The following is a 17,467-nucleotide window of genomic DNA, read 5'->3' on the forward strand; positions in this document are numbered from 1 at the left end:
ATTGATTTCCTCCCCACTTAAATGGAATTAGTAATCATTACAACACATTAGAATGGTAAATCATCATCGGAAATATCAATCGAGTCCCCGTTATTTGCAAACGGATCATTAGGATTGCTATTAGGTGTATTGCTGGTTGAACCACTCGCAGGTGCTTGACTACTTGATGACTGAGGAGCTGGATTATTATTAGCGTTACCACCAAAGTTACTGGCTGGCTTATCTTGATAACCACCAGGGTTTTGGTTAGCATTATTTTGCTGACGACGTTCGTCAGTAGACCGTGATTCTAACAATGAGAAATTATCGACAACAACTTCAGTCACGTAAACACGTTGACCTTCTGCATTATCGTAATTACGCGTTTGAATTCGGCCATCAACACCAACTAATGATCCCTTGTGGGTGAAGTTAGCAAAATTTTCTGCGGCCTTTCGCCAAATAACACAACTGATAAAATCAGCTTCACGATCACCATTACGGTTAGTGAATTGACGGTTAACGGCGACAGTAAAAGTTGCTACAGCAGCACCACCAGAGGTATAACGTAAATCAGGGTCCCGGGTCAAACGACCAACAAGAACGACACGATTAATCATATCCTAAAGCTCCCCTTTCTTTTTTTAAAATTTTATTTACTCGTTGTATCTTTTACTCGAAAAGATACAGCGCACTAATTAGTCTTCTTCGCGTGTGATCATATGACGTAAAATATCGTCATTAATCTTTGAAAGACGGTCGAATTCACCTAGTGGCGTATCATCATCAGTTGCTACACGAATTAAATGGTATAAACCTTCGCGGTAGTTTTTGATTTCGAACGCTAAGCGTCGTTTCGACCAGTCCTTTGATTCAATCACTTCTGCACCGTTATCCCGCAAAATGCCGTCAAAACGTTCAACTAAGGCTGTTTTGCTTTCATCGTCTAAATCTGGACGAATAATGTAGAGAATTTCATATTTCTTTGATTGAGCCATGACTGTTCACCTCCTTATGGACTTTAAGGTCTCCAACCCTTTGTTGGAAACAAGGAGAATCTAAATAACTAGATACTCACAAATAAAAATTATAGCACGCGTTGACAGAACTTTCAACTAGTTTCCAATTTTATGGTCCTCAGTCATCAAGTGGGAATTGATAATTAAAACACAAAAATCGTTTTGGCTTTCGTCACCTTATAGATAACTTACGCCAAAACGATCTCGTTTAACTTTTACAATTAATCAGTCGTTGGATCTTCAGTGGTTGCTTCAGCATCAGCGACTTCTGGTTCAACTTTGGCCATTGTTGCGACCTTGGCCTTGTCGTCAACCCGAATTAACCGAACGCCTAAGGTTGCCCGACCAGTTTGTGAAACGTCGCTAACGTGGAAACGAATAACAACACCTGTATTAGTAATCAGCATAACATCCTCATTACCATTGACAGTTGTTAAACCAGCTAATGGGCCATTTTTATCGGTCACATTAACCGTCTTAATACCCTTACCGCCACGACCCTTAATTGGGTACTGCTTGGCACTAGTACGTTTACCGTAGCCATTTTCAGAGATAACAAGAACTTCGCTGTCGGCGGTTAACAAATCTGAACCAACAACATAATCGTCCTCACGTAAACGAATACCACGAACGCCGGTTGCAGAACGACCCATTGAACGAACGGCCGTTTCAGCAAAGCTAACCGCGTAACCTAAATGAGTTCCGATAATAATATTCTGCTTACCATCTGTCAAACTAACGTTAATTAGCTCATCATTCTCTTTTAAGGTAATTGCCTTTAAGCCATTACTGCGAATATTTTGGAACTCCGCAACAGGTGTCCGCTTGGCAACTCCCTTTAGCGTAGTAAACATCAAATAGTTATCTGCAGCATCCGAAGCCACATTAACCACCGTTTGAATACTTTCGCCAGAATCAATTCCAAGTAGATTAATCACCGGAATTCCCTTGGCTGTTCGACCATATTCAGGTATTTCGTAGCCCTTTGCTTGGTAAACTTTACCCGTATTCGTGAAGAATAATAGCATATCATGCGTTGAGGTAAAGACTAGGTGTTCGATGAAATCATCATCGTGAATGCCCATACCTTGAATACCACGGCCACCACGATTCTGGATCTTAAATTCAGAAGCAGGTAAGCGCTTGATGTAGCCATTGTGCGTCAAAGTAATCACAACGTCTTCTTCTTCGATTAAATCCTCATCTTCAAGACTCAGAACTTCGCCAACTAACAACTCAGTCCGCCGCTTATCACCAAATTTAGTTTGAATTTCTAACAATTCTTGATAAATAATCTGGTTAATCCGTTCCGGTTTAGCCAAAATATCCTTATAGTCAGCAATTTTGACCATTAAATCAGCATATTCGGACTCAACTTTATCGCGTTCCAAACCAGTTAAACGAACCAAACGCATGTCTAAAATAGCCTGTGTTTGCTTATCATCTAATTCATAGCGTTCCATTAAAATATTTTTGGCAACTTCACCGGTTTTAGAACTACGAATAATTCGAATAATCTCATCAATATGGTCTAATGCAATTCGTAAACCAGCCAAGATGTGCGCGCGTGCTTCGGCCTTACGTAAATCAAAGGCCGTCCGCCGTTGAATAACTTCTTCTTGATGTTTTAAATAATACTGCAAAATTTCTTTTAAACTCAACGTCCGTGGTGTGCCATTAACAATGGCTAGCATGTTAAAGCCGAAAGAAGTTTGCATCATAGTTAATTTATATAAGTTGTTCAAAACAACTGAAGCTGATACGTCACGGCGTATATCAATAACAACACGCATACCTTCACGATCGGATTCATCGTTTAGATCTGTAATTCCATCAATTCGTTTATCACGTGCCAATTCAGCAATTTTTTCAACTAATCTGGCCTTATTAACCATGTACGGAAGTTCAGTAACAATAATGCGTTCCTTACCGTTTTTTTGTTCCTGAATCTCAGTTCGTGCACGGAGCATAATGGTTCCCTTACCAGTTTCATAAGCACGGCGAATACCTGATTTGCCCATGACTAAACCACCAGTTGGAAAATCAGGACCAGGAACTGCCTCCATTAAATCGGCTGTAGTTGCTTCTGGATTATCCATTAAAATATGCAGTGCACTAATAACCTCACTCAAATTATGTGGTGGAATATTTGTTGCCATCCCAACGGCAATCCCCGTTGAACCATTAACTAGTAGGTTAGGAAAGCGTGCCGGTAGTACAGTAGGTTCTTTTTCAGTACCATCATAGTTATCTTGGTAATCAATTGTATCTTTGTTAATATCGCGCAACATTTCCGTTGCAATTTTACTCATTTTAGCTTCGGTATACCGCATTGCAGCGGCGCCATCACCGTCGACGGAGCCAAAGTTACCATGTCCATCAACTAACATGTAGCGATAACTGAAGTCTTGCGCCATTCGTACCATGCCTTCATAAATTGATGAATCACCATGGGGATGGAATTTACCCATAACATCCCCAACAATTCTGGCCGATTTCTTATATGGCTTGTCCGGTGTTACTCCTAATTCGCTCATACCGTATAAAATACGACGTTGGACTGGTTTTAGACCATCACGAACGTCCGGTAATGCCCGTGCAACGATAACACTCATCGCGTAGTCCAAGAACGAGGTACGCATTGTTGTCGATAAATTGACGTCTTTTATCCGGCTATTTTGTGGTTCGTCTGCCATTTACTTCATTGACTCCCTTCAAAATCATCTATATATCCTAAAATTAAGGATCCATTAAACGTCCAAGTTTTCGACGTAATGGGCATTATCTTCAATAAACTGACGCCGTGGTAAGACCTTGTCACCCATTAACATTTCAAGAACGTGATCGGCCTCAATGGCATCGGAAACGTCAACCCGCAACAAACGGCGATAATCTGGATCCATCGTTGTTTCCCATAATTGAGAAGCATCCATTTCACCAAGACCTTTATAACGCTGAATAACTGGCTTAGGACTAGGTTGCAAGCTACCTAAAACAGTTTCCAGTTCTTCGTCAGAATCAATGTACTTTTGCATTTTTCCTTGCCGTACTTGATACAACGGTGGCTGGGCAATATAAACGTAACCTGCCTCCACGACCGGACGCATATAACGGTAAAACAACGTTAAAAGTAACGTGCGAATATGTGCACCATCTACATCGGCATCAGTCATAATAATCAATTTATGGTAACGTGCCTTTGATAAATCAAATTCATCACCAAAACCAGTTCCCATCGCCGTAAACAACGTTCGAATTTCTTCATTAGCCAAAATACGATCTAAACTGGCCTTTTCAACGTTCAAAATCTTACCACGAATCGGTAAAATGGCCTGCGTTAAACGTGACCGTCCCTGCTTAGCAGAACCGCCGGCCGAATCCCCCTCAACAATAAATAACTCACTGATTTCAGGATCCTTACTGGAATTATCAGCTAATTTACCTGGTAAATTACTAATCTCTAACCCTGATTTTTTACGGGTAACTTCTCGAGCACGCTTAGCAGCTAAACGTGCTTTAGAGGCTAATAGTCCCTTATCCATAACATCTTTAGCGATATCAGGATTTTCCATAAGGTAACGCGAAAATGTCTCCGCAAAGGTATGGTCAGTTACCGTTCGTGCGTCAGAATTACCTAATTTTGTCTTAGTCTGGCCCTCAAATTGAGGATCTGGATGTTTGATACTAACAACAGCAGTCATCCCTTCACGAACATCTTCGCCTGAAAGGTTATCTTCACTGTCTTTAAGAAAGTTCTTTTTGTGCGCGTAGTCATTAATTACTCGCGTTAACGCGGCCTTAAAACCAGCCTCATGAGTCCCACCTTCATAGGTATGAATATTATTGGCGAAGGTCATCAAGTTAGTGTGGTAATCGTCAGTGTATTGTAAAGCAACTTCAACCTTAATTCCCTTTTCGTCACCTTCCACGTAAATTGGCTCTGGAAAAAGATCGTGCTTACCGTTGTCTAAATACTCAACGTAACTCTTAATGCCACCTTCATAGTGGAAAACTTCTTTGGTCGGTTTCTCAGGACGTAAATCTTCAATGCTAATTCGTAAACCCTTATTCAAAAAGGCCAACTCACGAATTCGCGTTGTTAAAATTTTAATATCATAAACGGTTGTTTCCCTAAAAATATCATGATCAGGCCAAAAATGAACAATTGTGCCGTGTTCATGTTCTGGAATTGTACCGCTAACCTTAAGCTCAGTATTAACTTTACCGCGCTTGAAATCCATATAGTAGCGTTTTCCTTCTTTAAGGACCTCAACGTTTAATTGGCTAGACAAAGCGTTAACGACTGAAGCACCAACACCATGTAAACCACCAGAAACTTTATAACCGCCGCCGCCAAACTTACCACCAGCATGGAGAATAGTAAAAATTGTTTCAACGGCTGGCCGGCCGGTCTTTTGCTGCAAATCAACTGGAATTCCGCGACCATTATCAGTCACGCGGATGGAGTTGTCTTTTTCAACAGTGACGTTGATTTCGTCCGCAAATCCAGCCAGCGCTTCATCAATCCCATTATCCACAATTTCCCAAACTAAATGATGTAGACCTTGAGAAGTTGTCGTACCAATATACATCCCTGGTCGTTTCCGAACAGCCTCTAAGCCTTCAAGAACTTGAATTTGACTAGCATCATAAGATTTGGCTAATTCTTCAAGACGCTCTTCTTTTTTTTCTGAATCCGTCAAGTGTTGTTCCCTCCATTTTCTTTCTTCCAGTTAATCATGGTCGCTTTGTACTAATTCGCCATGTGTGATATGAAAAACCCGTGGCGCCTGAATCATCGTTTTGGCGACACCACTTAAACTAGTTGTCGTTAAAAAAGTCTGCACTTTATGCTGGATAGCCTTTAAAAGGTGTGTTTGGCGCAAATCGTCCAACTCCGATAAAACATCATCTAACAATAAGACTGGGTACTCACCGGTTTGTTCCTTCATCAAATCAATCTCCGCTAATTTAACGGATAAGGCAGTCGTACGCTGTTGTCCTTGTGAACCAAATGTCTGCACATTTTTTTGATTAACTAAAAAACGCACATCATCGCGATGTGGTCCAACTAACGTCGTGCCCTGTTCAGTTTCACGCTTAACATCGCTACGTAAAAGTTTTTGCAGTGCGGCAGTTAATTCTTCGACTGATTGATCTTTAGCCTGCTCAATTTGTGTAATGTAACTAAAAGTCAATGTTTCGGCGCCGTCAGTAATGCTCCTATGCAATTTTTGCGCCCAACCTTCTAGCTTACCCAAAAATTGTATTCGTTGATGAATAATAGCAGCACCGTACTGGGCCAACTGGTCGGACAGTACCTCTAAGTAAACTTGGTCCTTGGCCTGCTGGTACTTGAGTTGTTTCAAGTACCGGTTACGTTGTTTTAAAACTGTCTTATACTGGCTAATATTATATAAATACCGGGGACTCATTTGTCCAAATTCCATATCAATAAAGCGCCGCCGAACTGCCGGTGAGCCCTTAACAAGCGATAGATCCTCTGGCGCAAATAAAATAACGTTTAATTGGCCCAAATACTGTGATAATTTAGCCTGCTCTAAATGATTAATTTTAGCTCGTTTGCCTTTTTTACTAATAACCAGTTCTAAAGGTAACTTACTGTTGTTTTTTTGAATTGTCCCTTGAATTTTAGCAAATTCGGCTTGCCACTTAATAAAATCCTTTTCATTATTTGTTCGGTGACTTTTAGTCATTGCTAAAACGTAGATTGCTTCTAATAGATTAGTCTTACCCTGGGCATTTTCACCAAGTAAAACATTCGTATCCTTAGAAAAATGAACGTCAACTTTTTGATAATTACGATAATTTGTCAAGATTAAATGATCAACGTACATTAGTTATCATCCGAATTGGTTACTTGCCGTAAAATAAAATCGCCAACGTCAGGAATTGTCACTTGGTCGTCCGCCACTAGCTTACGTCCGCGTCGATTTTCCGCTGTTTGGTTCACTAAAACAGGCTGCTCCTGCAAGAACCATTTGGCCTGTCCACCAGAATCAATTAAACCTAATTCTTTTAATAATTGACCAAGCGTCATATAAGCGGTATCGAGATCCACAATTTTTTTCAATAACATCCCTCACTTCGCTCTATTACATTTGTTTACCTCATATATTATACGCGTTTTAATAGAAAAAAACAATGTAAATAGCCAAATTATGCGACTCAGTGCGTTTTTAGCCTAATTCGACAAAAGACACTAAAAGTACTTAAAGAAGCTAAAATAAAAAAATAAGGCTATTTATGTCATTTTAACGTTAGTTTACGTAAAATTTGCGCAAACTGGCTCTAAAGTAATTTTATGGCAAAAAAAAGCATCCTAGATGGCCAATATTCTGACCGTCTAGGATGTATTTTTGATCATATTTAAAAAGTTCGAACTGGTGTAATTAATTGAACAAAATGATCGTTATCCTCCGTTGGCACAAGCGTAAATGGACGAAGTGCCGAAGTAAAGGCGATGTGAATTTGTGTCTGACCGAAAGAACGTAATGCATCTTTCATATAATCAGGATTAAACGAAATCTCTAAACTATCACCGCTTAAATTCTCACTAGCCAATGCTTCTTCAACGTTACCAACATCTGGCGAGTTACCGTAAATAGTAACGTTATTTTCTGTAGGATTAAGTGCTAATTTAACTACGTTATTGTGGCTTTCATGAGACAGCAATGATGCACGTTCAATTGCTGCTAAAAGTACAGGCGCACTAAATTCGACTTGGGTTGTTGAGCTAGTTGGAATTAAACGTGATGTCTCTGGATAATTTCCCTCTAACAAACGTGAATAGAACGAAGTTGCCCCCGCAATAAAGAGAACCTGATTTTCGGCAATCCGTACTTCAACGGTATCAATATCATCGTCTAACGTTCGCGAAAGTTCAACGAGACTTTTACCAGGAATAATAACGTCGTAGTGAATGTTAGGGTTCAGATCTAAATTAATTTTACGTTGCGATAAGCGATGTGAATCCGTTGCGACAGCCATCAGTTCACCCTGATCAAGAACTAAATGAATACCAGTTAGAATCGGCCGGCTTTCTTGATTAGAGACAGCAATAACAGTTTGGGCAATCAATTGTTTTAGAACACTGACGTCTAAGATTAATTGATCTTCAGTATCAATTTCAGGTAAGTTGGGATAATTATTGGCGTCTAGGCCATTAATCGTGAATTCGGCTGGACCGGATTTAATTTCTGTTTGAAAATTATCCTTAACTTCTAAATTCATTGTGTCTTCAGGTAATCGTTTGACAATTTCGCTAAAGAAACGAGCCGATAAAACAATTGAGCCAGTTGAACCAATATCTAATTCATTTTTATCATCAGTAGCAGAAATGAATGATTCAATAGAAATGTCTGCGTTACTGCCCGTTAACATTAAACCGGCGTCTGTCAAAACGATTTTAATTCCCGTTAAGATTGGAATCGTTGTTTTAGATGAAATTGCACGTTGCACGTCGTTTAAATGTCTAATAAAAACGGAACGGTTGATTGAGAATTGCATATAGATGGAGCCTCCTCTTTATTATTTACATTATAAAAGATTTTAAGTAATAGTAGTAGGGCATGTTAACTCTGTGGAAAACAAACTGAAACGTAAAGACCGAAAGATATTCACCTGTGGATATCTTGTGAATATCTTTGCGGATAACTCGCTAGTTATTCACAGGTGATTTATTTAGGCTTCAAAATATTCTTAAGTTCACGGATGTCACTTTGCAGTTGTTCTTCATTTTCTAATTCTTGACTTATTTTTTCGTGAGCATGAATAACGGTTGTATGGTCCTTGCCGCCAAATGATTTACCAATTTTTGGAAGCGAGTTATCAGTCATTTCACGAGATAAATACATTGCTATTTGCCGAGGCATTACGATTGATTTAACTCGTTTCTTCCCTTTAAGATCAGTTAAAGAAATATCGTAGTATTTAGCGACTGCATTTTGAATAGTAAGAATTGATAAACCACTTGCTTTACCATTTAACTTAAGATTCTTTAGCGCATCAGCGGCCAAGCTAGTTGTGATATCAGAGTGTTTCATTGCCGCGAATGCTTGTACACGAACCAACGCTCCTTCAAGTTCACGGATATTAGAATCAATTTGACCGGCAATATAACTAAGTGTGTCGTCAGGAATTTTAAGTTGTTCGGCGTCAGCTTTATTTCTTAGAATTGCAATCCGAGTTTCAAGGTCTGGCGGGGTAATATCAACGGATAGTCCCCATTTAAACCGTGAAACAAGTCGTTCTTGCAACTTGGGAATTTCATTCGGTAAACGATCGGAAGTAAGAACAATTTGTTTTTTATCATCGTAGAGTGCATTAAAGGTATGGAAAAACTCCTCTTGCGTCCCCTCTTTATCAGCAAAGAATTGAATATCATCAACTAATAGTAAATCAACGCTACGGTACTCTTGGCGAAACTGCTCTTGTTGCCGCGTTTGGATCGAATTAATAAAATCATTTGCAAAAGCCTCAGAGGTTACGTATTTAACTTTAGCCTCTGGGCGATAAATCAACATTTGGTGACCGATTGCGTGCATTAAATGAGTTTTTCCAAGTCCAACACCACCATAAAAGAATAGTGGGTTATACATTGTTCCGGGTTCCTCTGAAACAACTAACGCTGCGGCATGCGCCATCTGGTTTCCCTTGCCAGTGACGAATGTGTTGAACGTATACTTACTATTTAAATGCGTTGGGCGCATAAATGTTGGTGTCACACTAGCTGGCTGTTCTCCCTGCGTCGTTTTAGGCATCTCGGTAGTGATTGTCGGTTGCGGCTTATCAGTAGATCCCTCCACACGAAATACTGGCGTGATTTCCACGTCAGCGATTTCATAAACCCCTTCAACCACTTTTGTTGCCAGATGGTTATCCCAATAGTCCTTATGTAAAGGTGATGGGACTTCGATAACGAGCCGGTGATTCTCTAAGGCTATGGGAGTAGCGTCTGCAATCCAAGTGTTATACCCTACGGGGGTAAGTTCGGATTGAAATTTCTCCTTTAGTTTAGCCCATAAATCGTCCAAATCAGGCACAAAAAGGCCTCCTTTTCAAAAAACGTACCTTCATTCTAGCATTCTATAAAAAAGTTTTCCACAACTTTTAATAAACTGTGAAAATATCTAAATAGATATCCACAAGGCTGTTTAAAGCAATATCCACAGCTTTACAAAAAGTGTGAGTTAGTCTGTGAAACATTAGTTATCCACAGCTAGCTTCTAGTTTTTAAACGCTGATATAGCAACTGTTTCACAAGTTATCAACAGAGAAACACAAGTCTGTGTATTATTTTTAAACAGCCTGTTATTTTGTGTAAATAACAGGAAGAACGCTGTGTATTTCTTTTAGAAAACTAAAATGTATTGTTTGGGTTATCCACAAAAAAGACGGTATATTTTTTATTTTGTGGATAACTTTTATTAAGGTACTATTTGCTTAATGAGTGAGGTGTGCTATTATATCTGAGTAATTGCAATTTGACGAAGGCCTACTTTATCCGTTATAATGTTTTGTAATCGGTAGAAGTGTCTTTACGAGAATTAAGCAGGCAGGAGGTGTCAAAATATGTCAACAAAGAGAACATACCAACCAAAGAAGCGTCATCGCGAACGTGTGCATGGTTTCATGAAGCGTATGAGTACTAGCAACGGTCGTAATGTATTACAACGTAGACGCCGTAAAGGTAGAAAAGTATTGTCTGCATAGGCCACTGACCCTCAGTGGTCTTTTTTATTATTTTTGACGTAAAGTCACGCGGTTAAGGCAGGCAGATCTTGCCGGACCAATAGCTGGCGTGACTTTTTTCGATATTAACCTAATTAATAGTGGAGCATCAGTCATGAGAAAATCATACCGTGTTAAAAAAGAAGCAGACTTTCAAAAAGTATTTGAGCTTGGTGATTCAAAGGCCAACCGTAATTACGTTATTTACCGAATGGATAAACCGGAGCAGAAACATTTCCGTGTTGGAATTTCGGTAGGTAAAAAAATTGGTAATGCTGTTCACCGAAATCAAGTTAAACGTCATATTCGTCAAAGTCTGCAGGAGTTAAAACCAATGTTAAAATCCGACGTTGACTTCCTTGTTATTGCGCGTCCGCATGCGGATACGCTTGATCAAGCAGCGGCCAAACAAAATTTGGTCCACGCGTTGACGTTAGCTGGACTATTAACGGATGAAGTGAGGGAATAGGATTTGAAGAAAAAGAAGCGAATACTTGGTGTTGCGGGTCTTTTTACACTGGTATTGTTCTTAGCTGGTTGTTCAACTAAGCCAGTTACGCAGCACAGTACGGGTATTTGGGATCACTACATTATCTGGAATTTCTCCCGGGCAATTATTTGGTTATCAAAATTATTTGGTGGTAGTTATGGTGTCGGAATTATTGTTTTCACTTTAATTATTCGGATTATTATCTTGCCATTAATGCAATACCAAATGAAGAGTTCCCGTAAAATGGCTGATTTACAGCCACAGATGAAGGCAATCCAGAATAAATATTCTTCCAAAGATCTAGAGACACAGCAAAAACTACAGGCAGAAACGTCAAAACTTTATTCTGATGCAGGTGTTCATCCATTTGCTAGTATGTTGCCATTATTGGTTCAAATGCCGATTTTGATCGCATTATATCAGGGAATTCAACGAACACAGGCATTAAAATCCGGGACATTCTTGTGGATGCAATTAGGTAAACCTGATCCTTACTTTATTTTACCAATTTTGGCTGCAATTTTGACTTGGGGAACTTCTAAGTTAACAATGATGGGGCAGGCCCAACAAAGTGGTATCCAAAGTACCCTTATGGTTTGGGGGATGCCGATCATCATTTTAGTTACTGCCATTAATTTACCATCGGCTTTGGCAGTGTACTGGGTCGTTACTAATGCTTTTTCAGTGGGACAAACGTTGTTGTTTATGAATCCCTTTAAAATTCGTGCAGAGCGCGCGGAAAAAGAAAAAAAGCAACATGATCTACAACGTCAACTTGAAAAGGCCCGGCGTAGTAAGAAACGTAAACGTTAAATTACATAAAAGAGTGAGCTATTTGGGCGTAACTTCTTGTTATTTTGAGAGTTCAGCCTAATTAGTTCACTCTTTTTTTCGTTAACCTTATTCCTTACTCTAAAAACTGGTAAAATTAAATTGGTATTATTTAGGCTAGAAGCCATATTTTGGTGTCGTGATTTTGCTCAATGAGGATAGAATGACTTCTACAAGGTTTTGTGCATGCATAAAATCTCACTATTAAGAGAACTTAGGAGGAACAAATATGCCGACGTTTGAAGGCAACTCAATTCAAGATGCCATCCAAAAAGGCTTGGCACACATGAAAGTGATCCGAGATGCTGTGACAGTTGAAGTTGTGTCTGAAGGTAGGAAGGGCTTTTTTGGATTAGGTCGAAAGCCCGCAATTGTTTCGTTAGAATTGATTACTACTAAATTAAAGGCTGCACAGTCAATAACTAAAGAAAATGAACCCAAAGCTGAAAAAACAGAACCAGTTTCAAAGCCCAAAGTAACAGTTGAATCTTCGAATTCAGTAACGCCTAAACCCAAAAGTAGGCAACAATTACAAGTGATGACGCCAGAGCATAAGCAGCAAGATAAAAAGGCCTTAGACGGCGTGCGTGCTTATTTAATGGCAATTACTAAACAGATTCCAGCGACGGCTACTATCAATATGCAGCGGGCCCCACGCAATCAGTTAACGTTTCACCTGGTTACTAAGCAAGAAGGTTTATTAATTGGACACCACGGTAAAACAATTAACGCCCTGCAGTACCTGGGTCAAGTATATTTAAATCATCAGGCTCACTCCAAGTTTGCGTTATTACTTGATGTGGGGGACTATCGTGAACGGCGAACGGGAATTTTACAACGATTGGCCGATAAAACGGCCCGCGAAACGATTGCGACCGGAAAACCAATTATGTTAGACGCAATGCCGGCTTTTGAACGTAAACAAATTCATGCTCACCTAGCCGAAAATAACTACGTAATAACGCACTCAGAAGGCGATGAGCCGCATCGCTACGTGGTTGTCTTACCAAAGAAAGAACCGTTTTAAATCTGCTTTTGTTGGATGGGTTTAAAAAGGACACTATTCGAATATTTCTTGGAATTAAGCGCGCTTAAACTTAGAATAATGCTAACAAGGCGTTGACAAATTAAAAGTAAGCATTTATATTAGTGCTAATAAAACATTCTTATCTTATTGAGATGAAGTAGTCAAAGTGCTTTATCACGGCTTATTTAGGTCGTGGTGTAGGCGCTTTTTTTATGGGCAAAAATAAGGTATTAGTTAAAAAAGGGGTATTAGTATGGCAAATACAACTAGTGAATTTGATACAATTGCTGCTATTTCGACACCACCGGGCGAGGGAGCCATTTCGATTGTTCGTTTATCCGGTGAGCAAGCAGTTGAAGTTGCTTGTAAGGTTTTCAAGGGAAAAGACTTGCATAAAGTTGCCAGTCATACGATTAATTACGGGCACATAATTGATCCTAAAACACATGCGGTGGTTGATGAAGTAATGGTTTCGGTCATGCTAGCACCCAAAACTTACACCCGTGAGGATATTATTGAGATCAATACGCATGGCGGGATTGTTGCCACTAATCATGTTCTGCAACTTTTACTAAGTTACGGTGCGCGTATGGCCGAGCCAGGCGAATTCACCAAACGTGCATTTTTAAACGGGCGCATTGATTTAACTCAGGCCGAATCGGTGATGGACCTAATCCGGGCTAAGACAGACCGCGCAATGCAGGTAGCTGTTGATCAATTGGATGGTAGTTTATCCCATTTAATCAAAGGGATTCGTCAGGATATTTTAGATGCCTTGGCCCAAGTAGAGGTTAATATTGATTACCCGGAATACGATGATGTTGAAACGGTAACAACTAAAATGTTAGTCGAAAAGGCAACGATGGTTAAGCAACGAATTGAGGATTTATTAGCTACGGCCAATCAGGGCAAAGTTTTGCGTGAAGGATTAGCCACCGCCATTGTCGGTCGGCCTAACGTAGGCAAATCCAGTCTTTTAAACCATTTATTACATGAGGATAAGGCGATTGTAACGGATGTTCCTGGAACAACACGGGATGTGATTGAAGAATACGTTAACGTCCGGGATGTGCCGCTAAAGTTAGTTGATACTGCTGGTATTCGCGCCACTGAAGATAAAGTTGAGAAGATTGGTGTCGAACGTTCACGTAAAGCAATCACGGCCGCTGATCTCGTTTTGTTAGTCCTGAATAATAGCGAGCCTTTAACAGATGAAGATAATGAATTATTGGCAGCAACTAGGAATAAAAAACGATTAATTATTTTAAACAAAACTGATTTACCCGTTAAATTAGATGATCAAGAATTAAAACGACAAGTTGCGGCTGAAGATATTATCGCCATTTCGGCGCTGACTACAAATGGGATTGATAAATTAGAAGAGCGCATTGCAGACTTGTTCTGGGGTGGCATCGAAAATAGTCAGAGTAATACACTGGTAACCAATGCCCGGCAAATTGGTTTACTTAATCAGGCCGATCAAGCACTTGATGATGTTTTAAAGGGAATTAATGATGGCATGCCAGTTGATCTAGTTCAAATCGATATGACGCGCTGTTGGGATCTACTCGGTGAAATCACAGGTGATTCCTATCAGGATGAACTCTTGAATCAGTTGTTTAGCCAATTTTGTTTAGGAAAATAAGCGCGCTTGAATTGGCGCTTAATTAGAAGATTTAATGATAATTATTGTAAATAACTAGTCGTAATTATGAAGGATAGTTGAGTGACTTTTATCCTACTCACTGCTATTAAATTCATAATGATACGCGACTTTACGAATAAAGGAGTTATGTTATGAAGGTTCAAGAATACGATGCTCAAGATTATGATGTCATTGTTGTAGGTGCAGGTCACGCAGGCAGCGAGGCCGCTTTGGCTGCAGCACGAATGGGCAATGAAACGTTATTGTTAACGATTAATTTAGATATGGTTGCTTTTATGCCTTGTAATCCATCAGTTGGTGGTCCAGCCAAGGGAATCGTTGTTCGTGAAATTGACGCGATTGGCGGTGAAATGGCGCATAATATTGATAAAACTTACATCCAAATGCGCATGCTAAATACTGGTAAAGGACCGGCAGTTCGAGCTTTACGCGCTCAGGCTGATAAGCACGCTTATCACCGAGCAATGAAGGATACAATTGAACGGACACCACATTTAACTTTGCGCCAGGGAACTGCTGATCGGTTGTTGGTTGAAGATGGTGCTTGCGTAGGAATTGTTACTAATACAGGGGCACGTTATCACGCTAAAAGTGTTGTCCTGTCAGCAGGGACTGCTTCACGAGGAAAGATTATTATTGGCGAATTGCAGTATGCTTCTGGTCCTAACAATTCGCAGCCTTCTAATGAGTTATCCGAAGATTTACTTAAACAAGGTTTTGCTTTGACTCGTTTTAAAACAGGAACACCACCACGAGTAGACGGTACAACGATTGATTATTCGGTAACTAAGGAACAACCTGGTGATAAAGAGGTTAATCATTTTAGTTATGATACGCCTGATTCAGTTTACTTAAAGGATCAGATTTCATGTTGGCTAACGTACACTAATCCGACTACGCATCAAATTATTCGGGAAAATTTAAATCGTGCGCCGACGTTTTCTGGTGTTATCAAAGGGGTTGGTCCTCGGTATTGTCCTTCAATTGAAGACAAAATTGTTCGTTTTGCTGACAAGAGCCGACACCAGCTTTTTCTTGAACCAGAAGGTCGGGACACGGAAGAATGGTACGTCCAAGGTTTTTCGACATCAATGCCTGAAGAAGTTCAACAGAAAATGTTGCATTCAGTTGCTGGCCTAGAGCACGCCCAGCTAATGCGACCAGGTTACGCCATTGAGTACGATGTTGTTGAACCTTATCAATTACGCCCAACTTTGGAGACCAAGGTTGTTAAGAATCTTTTCACTGCTGGACAAATGAATGGGACCTCAGGTTACGAAGAGGCGGCCGGCCAAGGCTTAATTGCCGGAATTAACGCTGGTTTACGTGCCAAGGGAATTGAAAAGCCCTTTATTTTAAAACGAAGTGACGCTTATATTGGTGTTATGATCGATGATTTAGTGACCAAGGGAACTAATGAGCCTTACCGGTTATTAACTAGTCGTGCCGAGTACCGTTTGATCTTACGTCACGATAATGCAGATTTACGTTTAACCGAAAAAGGCCACGAGCTTGGTCTGATCTCCGAGGAACGTTACGCTAAATTCTTAAAAAGACGAGCGGCGATTGAAAATGAATTAGCGCGCTTAAATAGTGTTCGTGTTAAGCCTGGTACTGCCGTTAACGCCTTTTTAGCAGAACATCAAGCGGCACCATTAAAGGATGGCGTTTTAGCAAGTGAATTCCTTAAGCGCCCAGAAGTAACTTATAAGGATTTGGTTCAATTTATACCGGCCGTAGAAGGAATTGATCGGCGTGTGATCGAGCAAGTTGAAATACAGGTTAAGTACGCTGGTTACATTAAAAAGGCCGAAGCACGTGTTGAGAAGCTTAAGCGAATGGAAGCTAAAAAGATTCCAGCCAACATTGATTATGATGCTATTAGTGGTTTGGCCACTGAAGCTCACCAAAAATTAAAAAAAATACAGCCTGAGACGATTGCTCAGGCAACAAGAATTAGTGGGGTTAATCCAGCCGATATCGCTATTCTTTCTGTTTATATTGAACAAGGAAAAATTGCTAAGGTTGATGCTGGTTAAAGTAAAAAAGAAATGAAGTGGGACAAAAGTCGGTTTTGGGTTTACTGCGTAACGTAAACCCAGACTTTTGGCGCACGTTCTGGAGTAATGCTTGGAAATAATAAGGGGGTTAGGACAAAAGTCCTAACCTCCTTATTATTCGCTAACCTAGTGGAATGTCCTGAACTTCATCTGGATCCAAAAGTTTAAAGTAAGTTTCAGATCCATTGATGACACCGTAAAGTTTTTTTGTTTTAGTTCCATCAAAATAACCAAGATCTAAGGCATCATGTCCGTCAACAATGGAAATACCCTTTAATTGACGGCGCATAAAGCGATGAAATAATGAAGCCTGTTTGGTATACTGTGAAACTTTGGATACGGCGGCTTGAAGTGTATAGCCTTCATCTAGATAGTGTTTAATACTTAAAACTGCGATTACTGTTTTAAAATCATACTGCCGCGCCTTACCATCTTCCTTTGTTAAAGGATGAATATAACCGCGCTTTTCCCAATAGCGTAGTTGGCGTGTCGAAACCCCTGTCATTTCACTAATCTGACCAATTCCAAAAATTAAATTGTCCATTGATAACATAGATTTTTTTAGATCAAAACTCATACTGTTCACCTACATTTTCCGTGTTAGAACCCTTAAGTCGTTAAATTAACCTACAATGACATTGA

Annotated in this window: 15 protein-coding genes; 6 read left to right on the forward strand and 9 right to left on the reverse strand. The window is 39.9% G+C overall.

Features of this window, described 5'->3' with window-relative positions; translation table 11 throughout:
- Window positions 1-47 precede the first annotated feature (47 nt).
- The 8 genes from ssb to dnaA all read right to left on the reverse strand — a co-directional run bounded on the left by ssb (window position 48) and on the right by dnaA (window position 10,063).
- The gene (gene ssb, locus EKM98_RS05830; protein ID WP_068225916.1) at window positions 48-599 is read right to left on the reverse strand and encodes a single-stranded DNA-binding protein; all 552 of its coding nucleotides are present in this window, start codon (window positions 597-599) and stop codon (window positions 48-50) included.
- A gap of 78 nt (window positions 600-677) precedes the next feature.
- The gene (gene rpsF / locus EKM98_RS05835) at window positions 678-977 is read right to left on the reverse strand and encodes a 30S ribosomal protein S6 (protein ID WP_068225917.1); all 300 of its coding nucleotides are present in this window, start codon (window positions 975-977) and stop codon (window positions 678-680) included.
- A 242-nt stretch (window positions 978-1,219) separates the two neighbouring features.
- Entirely contained in the window at window positions 1,220-3,694 is a 2,475-nt protein-coding gene (gyrA, locus tag EKM98_RS05840) for a DNA gyrase subunit A (protein ID WP_125981226.1), read from the reverse strand.
- 54 nt (window positions 3,695-3,748) lie between these two features.
- Window positions 3,749-5,701, reverse strand: a complete 1,953-nt coding sequence (gene gyrB / locus EKM98_RS05845; RefSeq protein ID WP_068225919.1) for a DNA topoisomerase (ATP-hydrolyzing) subunit B — start codon at window positions 5,699-5,701, stop codon at window positions 3,749-3,751.
- Window positions 5,702-5,731: 30 nt separating this feature from the next.
- A complete protein-coding gene (gene recF / locus EKM98_RS05850; RefSeq protein WP_100070628.1) occupies window positions 5,732-6,856 on the reverse strand; it encodes a DNA replication/repair protein RecF in 1,125 nt (374 codons plus the stop codon).
- Window positions 6,856-7,092: a S4 domain-containing protein YaaA gene (yaaA, locus tag EKM98_RS05855; protein ID WP_068226277.1), complete on the reverse strand. Its 237-nt coding sequence runs from the start codon at window positions 7,090-7,092 to the stop codon at window positions 6,856-6,858. The genes recF and yaaA overlap by 1 nt, the downstream gene beginning before the upstream one ends.
- Before the next feature lie 296 nt (window positions 7,093-7,388).
- Window positions 7,389-8,528, reverse strand: coding sequence for a DNA polymerase III subunit beta (dnaN, locus tag EKM98_RS05860; RefSeq protein WP_100070627.1), 1,140 nt, complete (start codon window positions 8,526-8,528; stop codon window positions 7,389-7,391).
- 170 nt (window positions 8,529-8,698) lie between these two features.
- Complete coding sequence (gene dnaA, locus EKM98_RS05865) at window positions 8,699-10,063, reverse strand: chromosomal replication initiator protein DnaA (RefSeq protein WP_100070626.1); 1,365 nt, start codon at window positions 10,061-10,063, stop codon at window positions 8,699-8,701.
- 529 nt (window positions 10,064-10,592) lie between these two features.
- Between dnaA and rpmH the strand changes: the two genes are divergently transcribed.
- The 6 genes from rpmH (at window position 10,593) to mnmG (ending at window position 16,804) form a co-directional block, all read left to right on the forward strand.
- Window positions 10,593-10,733 (forward strand): 50S ribosomal protein L34, encoded by a 141-nt coding sequence (gene rpmH / locus EKM98_RS05870; protein ID WP_075168934.1) that lies wholly within the window; start codon window positions 10,593-10,595, stop codon window positions 10,731-10,733.
- A 133-nt stretch (window positions 10,734-10,866) separates the two neighbouring features.
- A complete protein-coding gene (gene rnpA / locus EKM98_RS05875) occupies window positions 10,867-11,220 on the forward strand; it encodes a ribonuclease P protein component (protein ID WP_068225923.1) in 354 nt (117 codons plus the stop codon).
- 3 nt (window positions 11,221-11,223) lie between these two features.
- On the forward strand, window positions 11,224-12,054 hold the full coding sequence (gene yidC, locus EKM98_RS05880) for a membrane protein insertase YidC (protein ID WP_068225924.1): 831 nt from the start codon (window positions 11,224-11,226) through the stop codon (window positions 12,052-12,054).
- Window positions 12,055-12,301: 247 nt separating this feature from the next.
- Window positions 12,302-13,099, forward strand: a complete 798-nt coding sequence (jag, locus tag EKM98_RS05885; RefSeq protein ID WP_100070625.1) for an RNA-binding cell elongation regulator Jag/EloR — start codon at window positions 12,302-12,304, stop codon at window positions 13,097-13,099.
- A gap of 253 nt (window positions 13,100-13,352) precedes the next feature.
- On the forward strand, window positions 13,353-14,744 hold the full coding sequence (gene mnmE / locus EKM98_RS05890; protein ID WP_068225926.1) for a tRNA uridine-5-carboxymethylaminomethyl(34) synthesis GTPase MnmE: 1,392 nt from the start codon (window positions 13,353-13,355) through the stop codon (window positions 14,742-14,744).
- 152 nt (window positions 14,745-14,896) lie between these two features.
- On the forward strand, window positions 14,897-16,804 hold the full coding sequence (gene mnmG, locus EKM98_RS05895) for a tRNA uridine-5-carboxymethylaminomethyl(34) synthesis enzyme MnmG (RefSeq protein ID WP_125981228.1): 1,908 nt from the start codon (window positions 14,897-14,899) through the stop codon (window positions 16,802-16,804).
- A 142-nt stretch (window positions 16,805-16,946) separates the two neighbouring features.
- Here mnmG and EKM98_RS05900 read toward each other — a convergent pair whose 3' ends face one another.
- Window positions 16,947-17,402, reverse strand: coding sequence for a MerR family transcriptional regulator (locus EKM98_RS05900; RefSeq protein WP_225418531.1), 456 nt, complete (start codon window positions 17,400-17,402; stop codon window positions 16,947-16,949).
- Between the last annotated feature and the right edge of the window lie 65 nt (window positions 17,403-17,467).

The sequence above is a fragment of the Loigolactobacillus iwatensis genome, from assembly GCF_003950295.1.
Taxonomy (GTDB): domain Bacteria; phylum Bacillota; class Bacilli; order Lactobacillales; family Lactobacillaceae; genus Loigolactobacillus; species Loigolactobacillus iwatensis.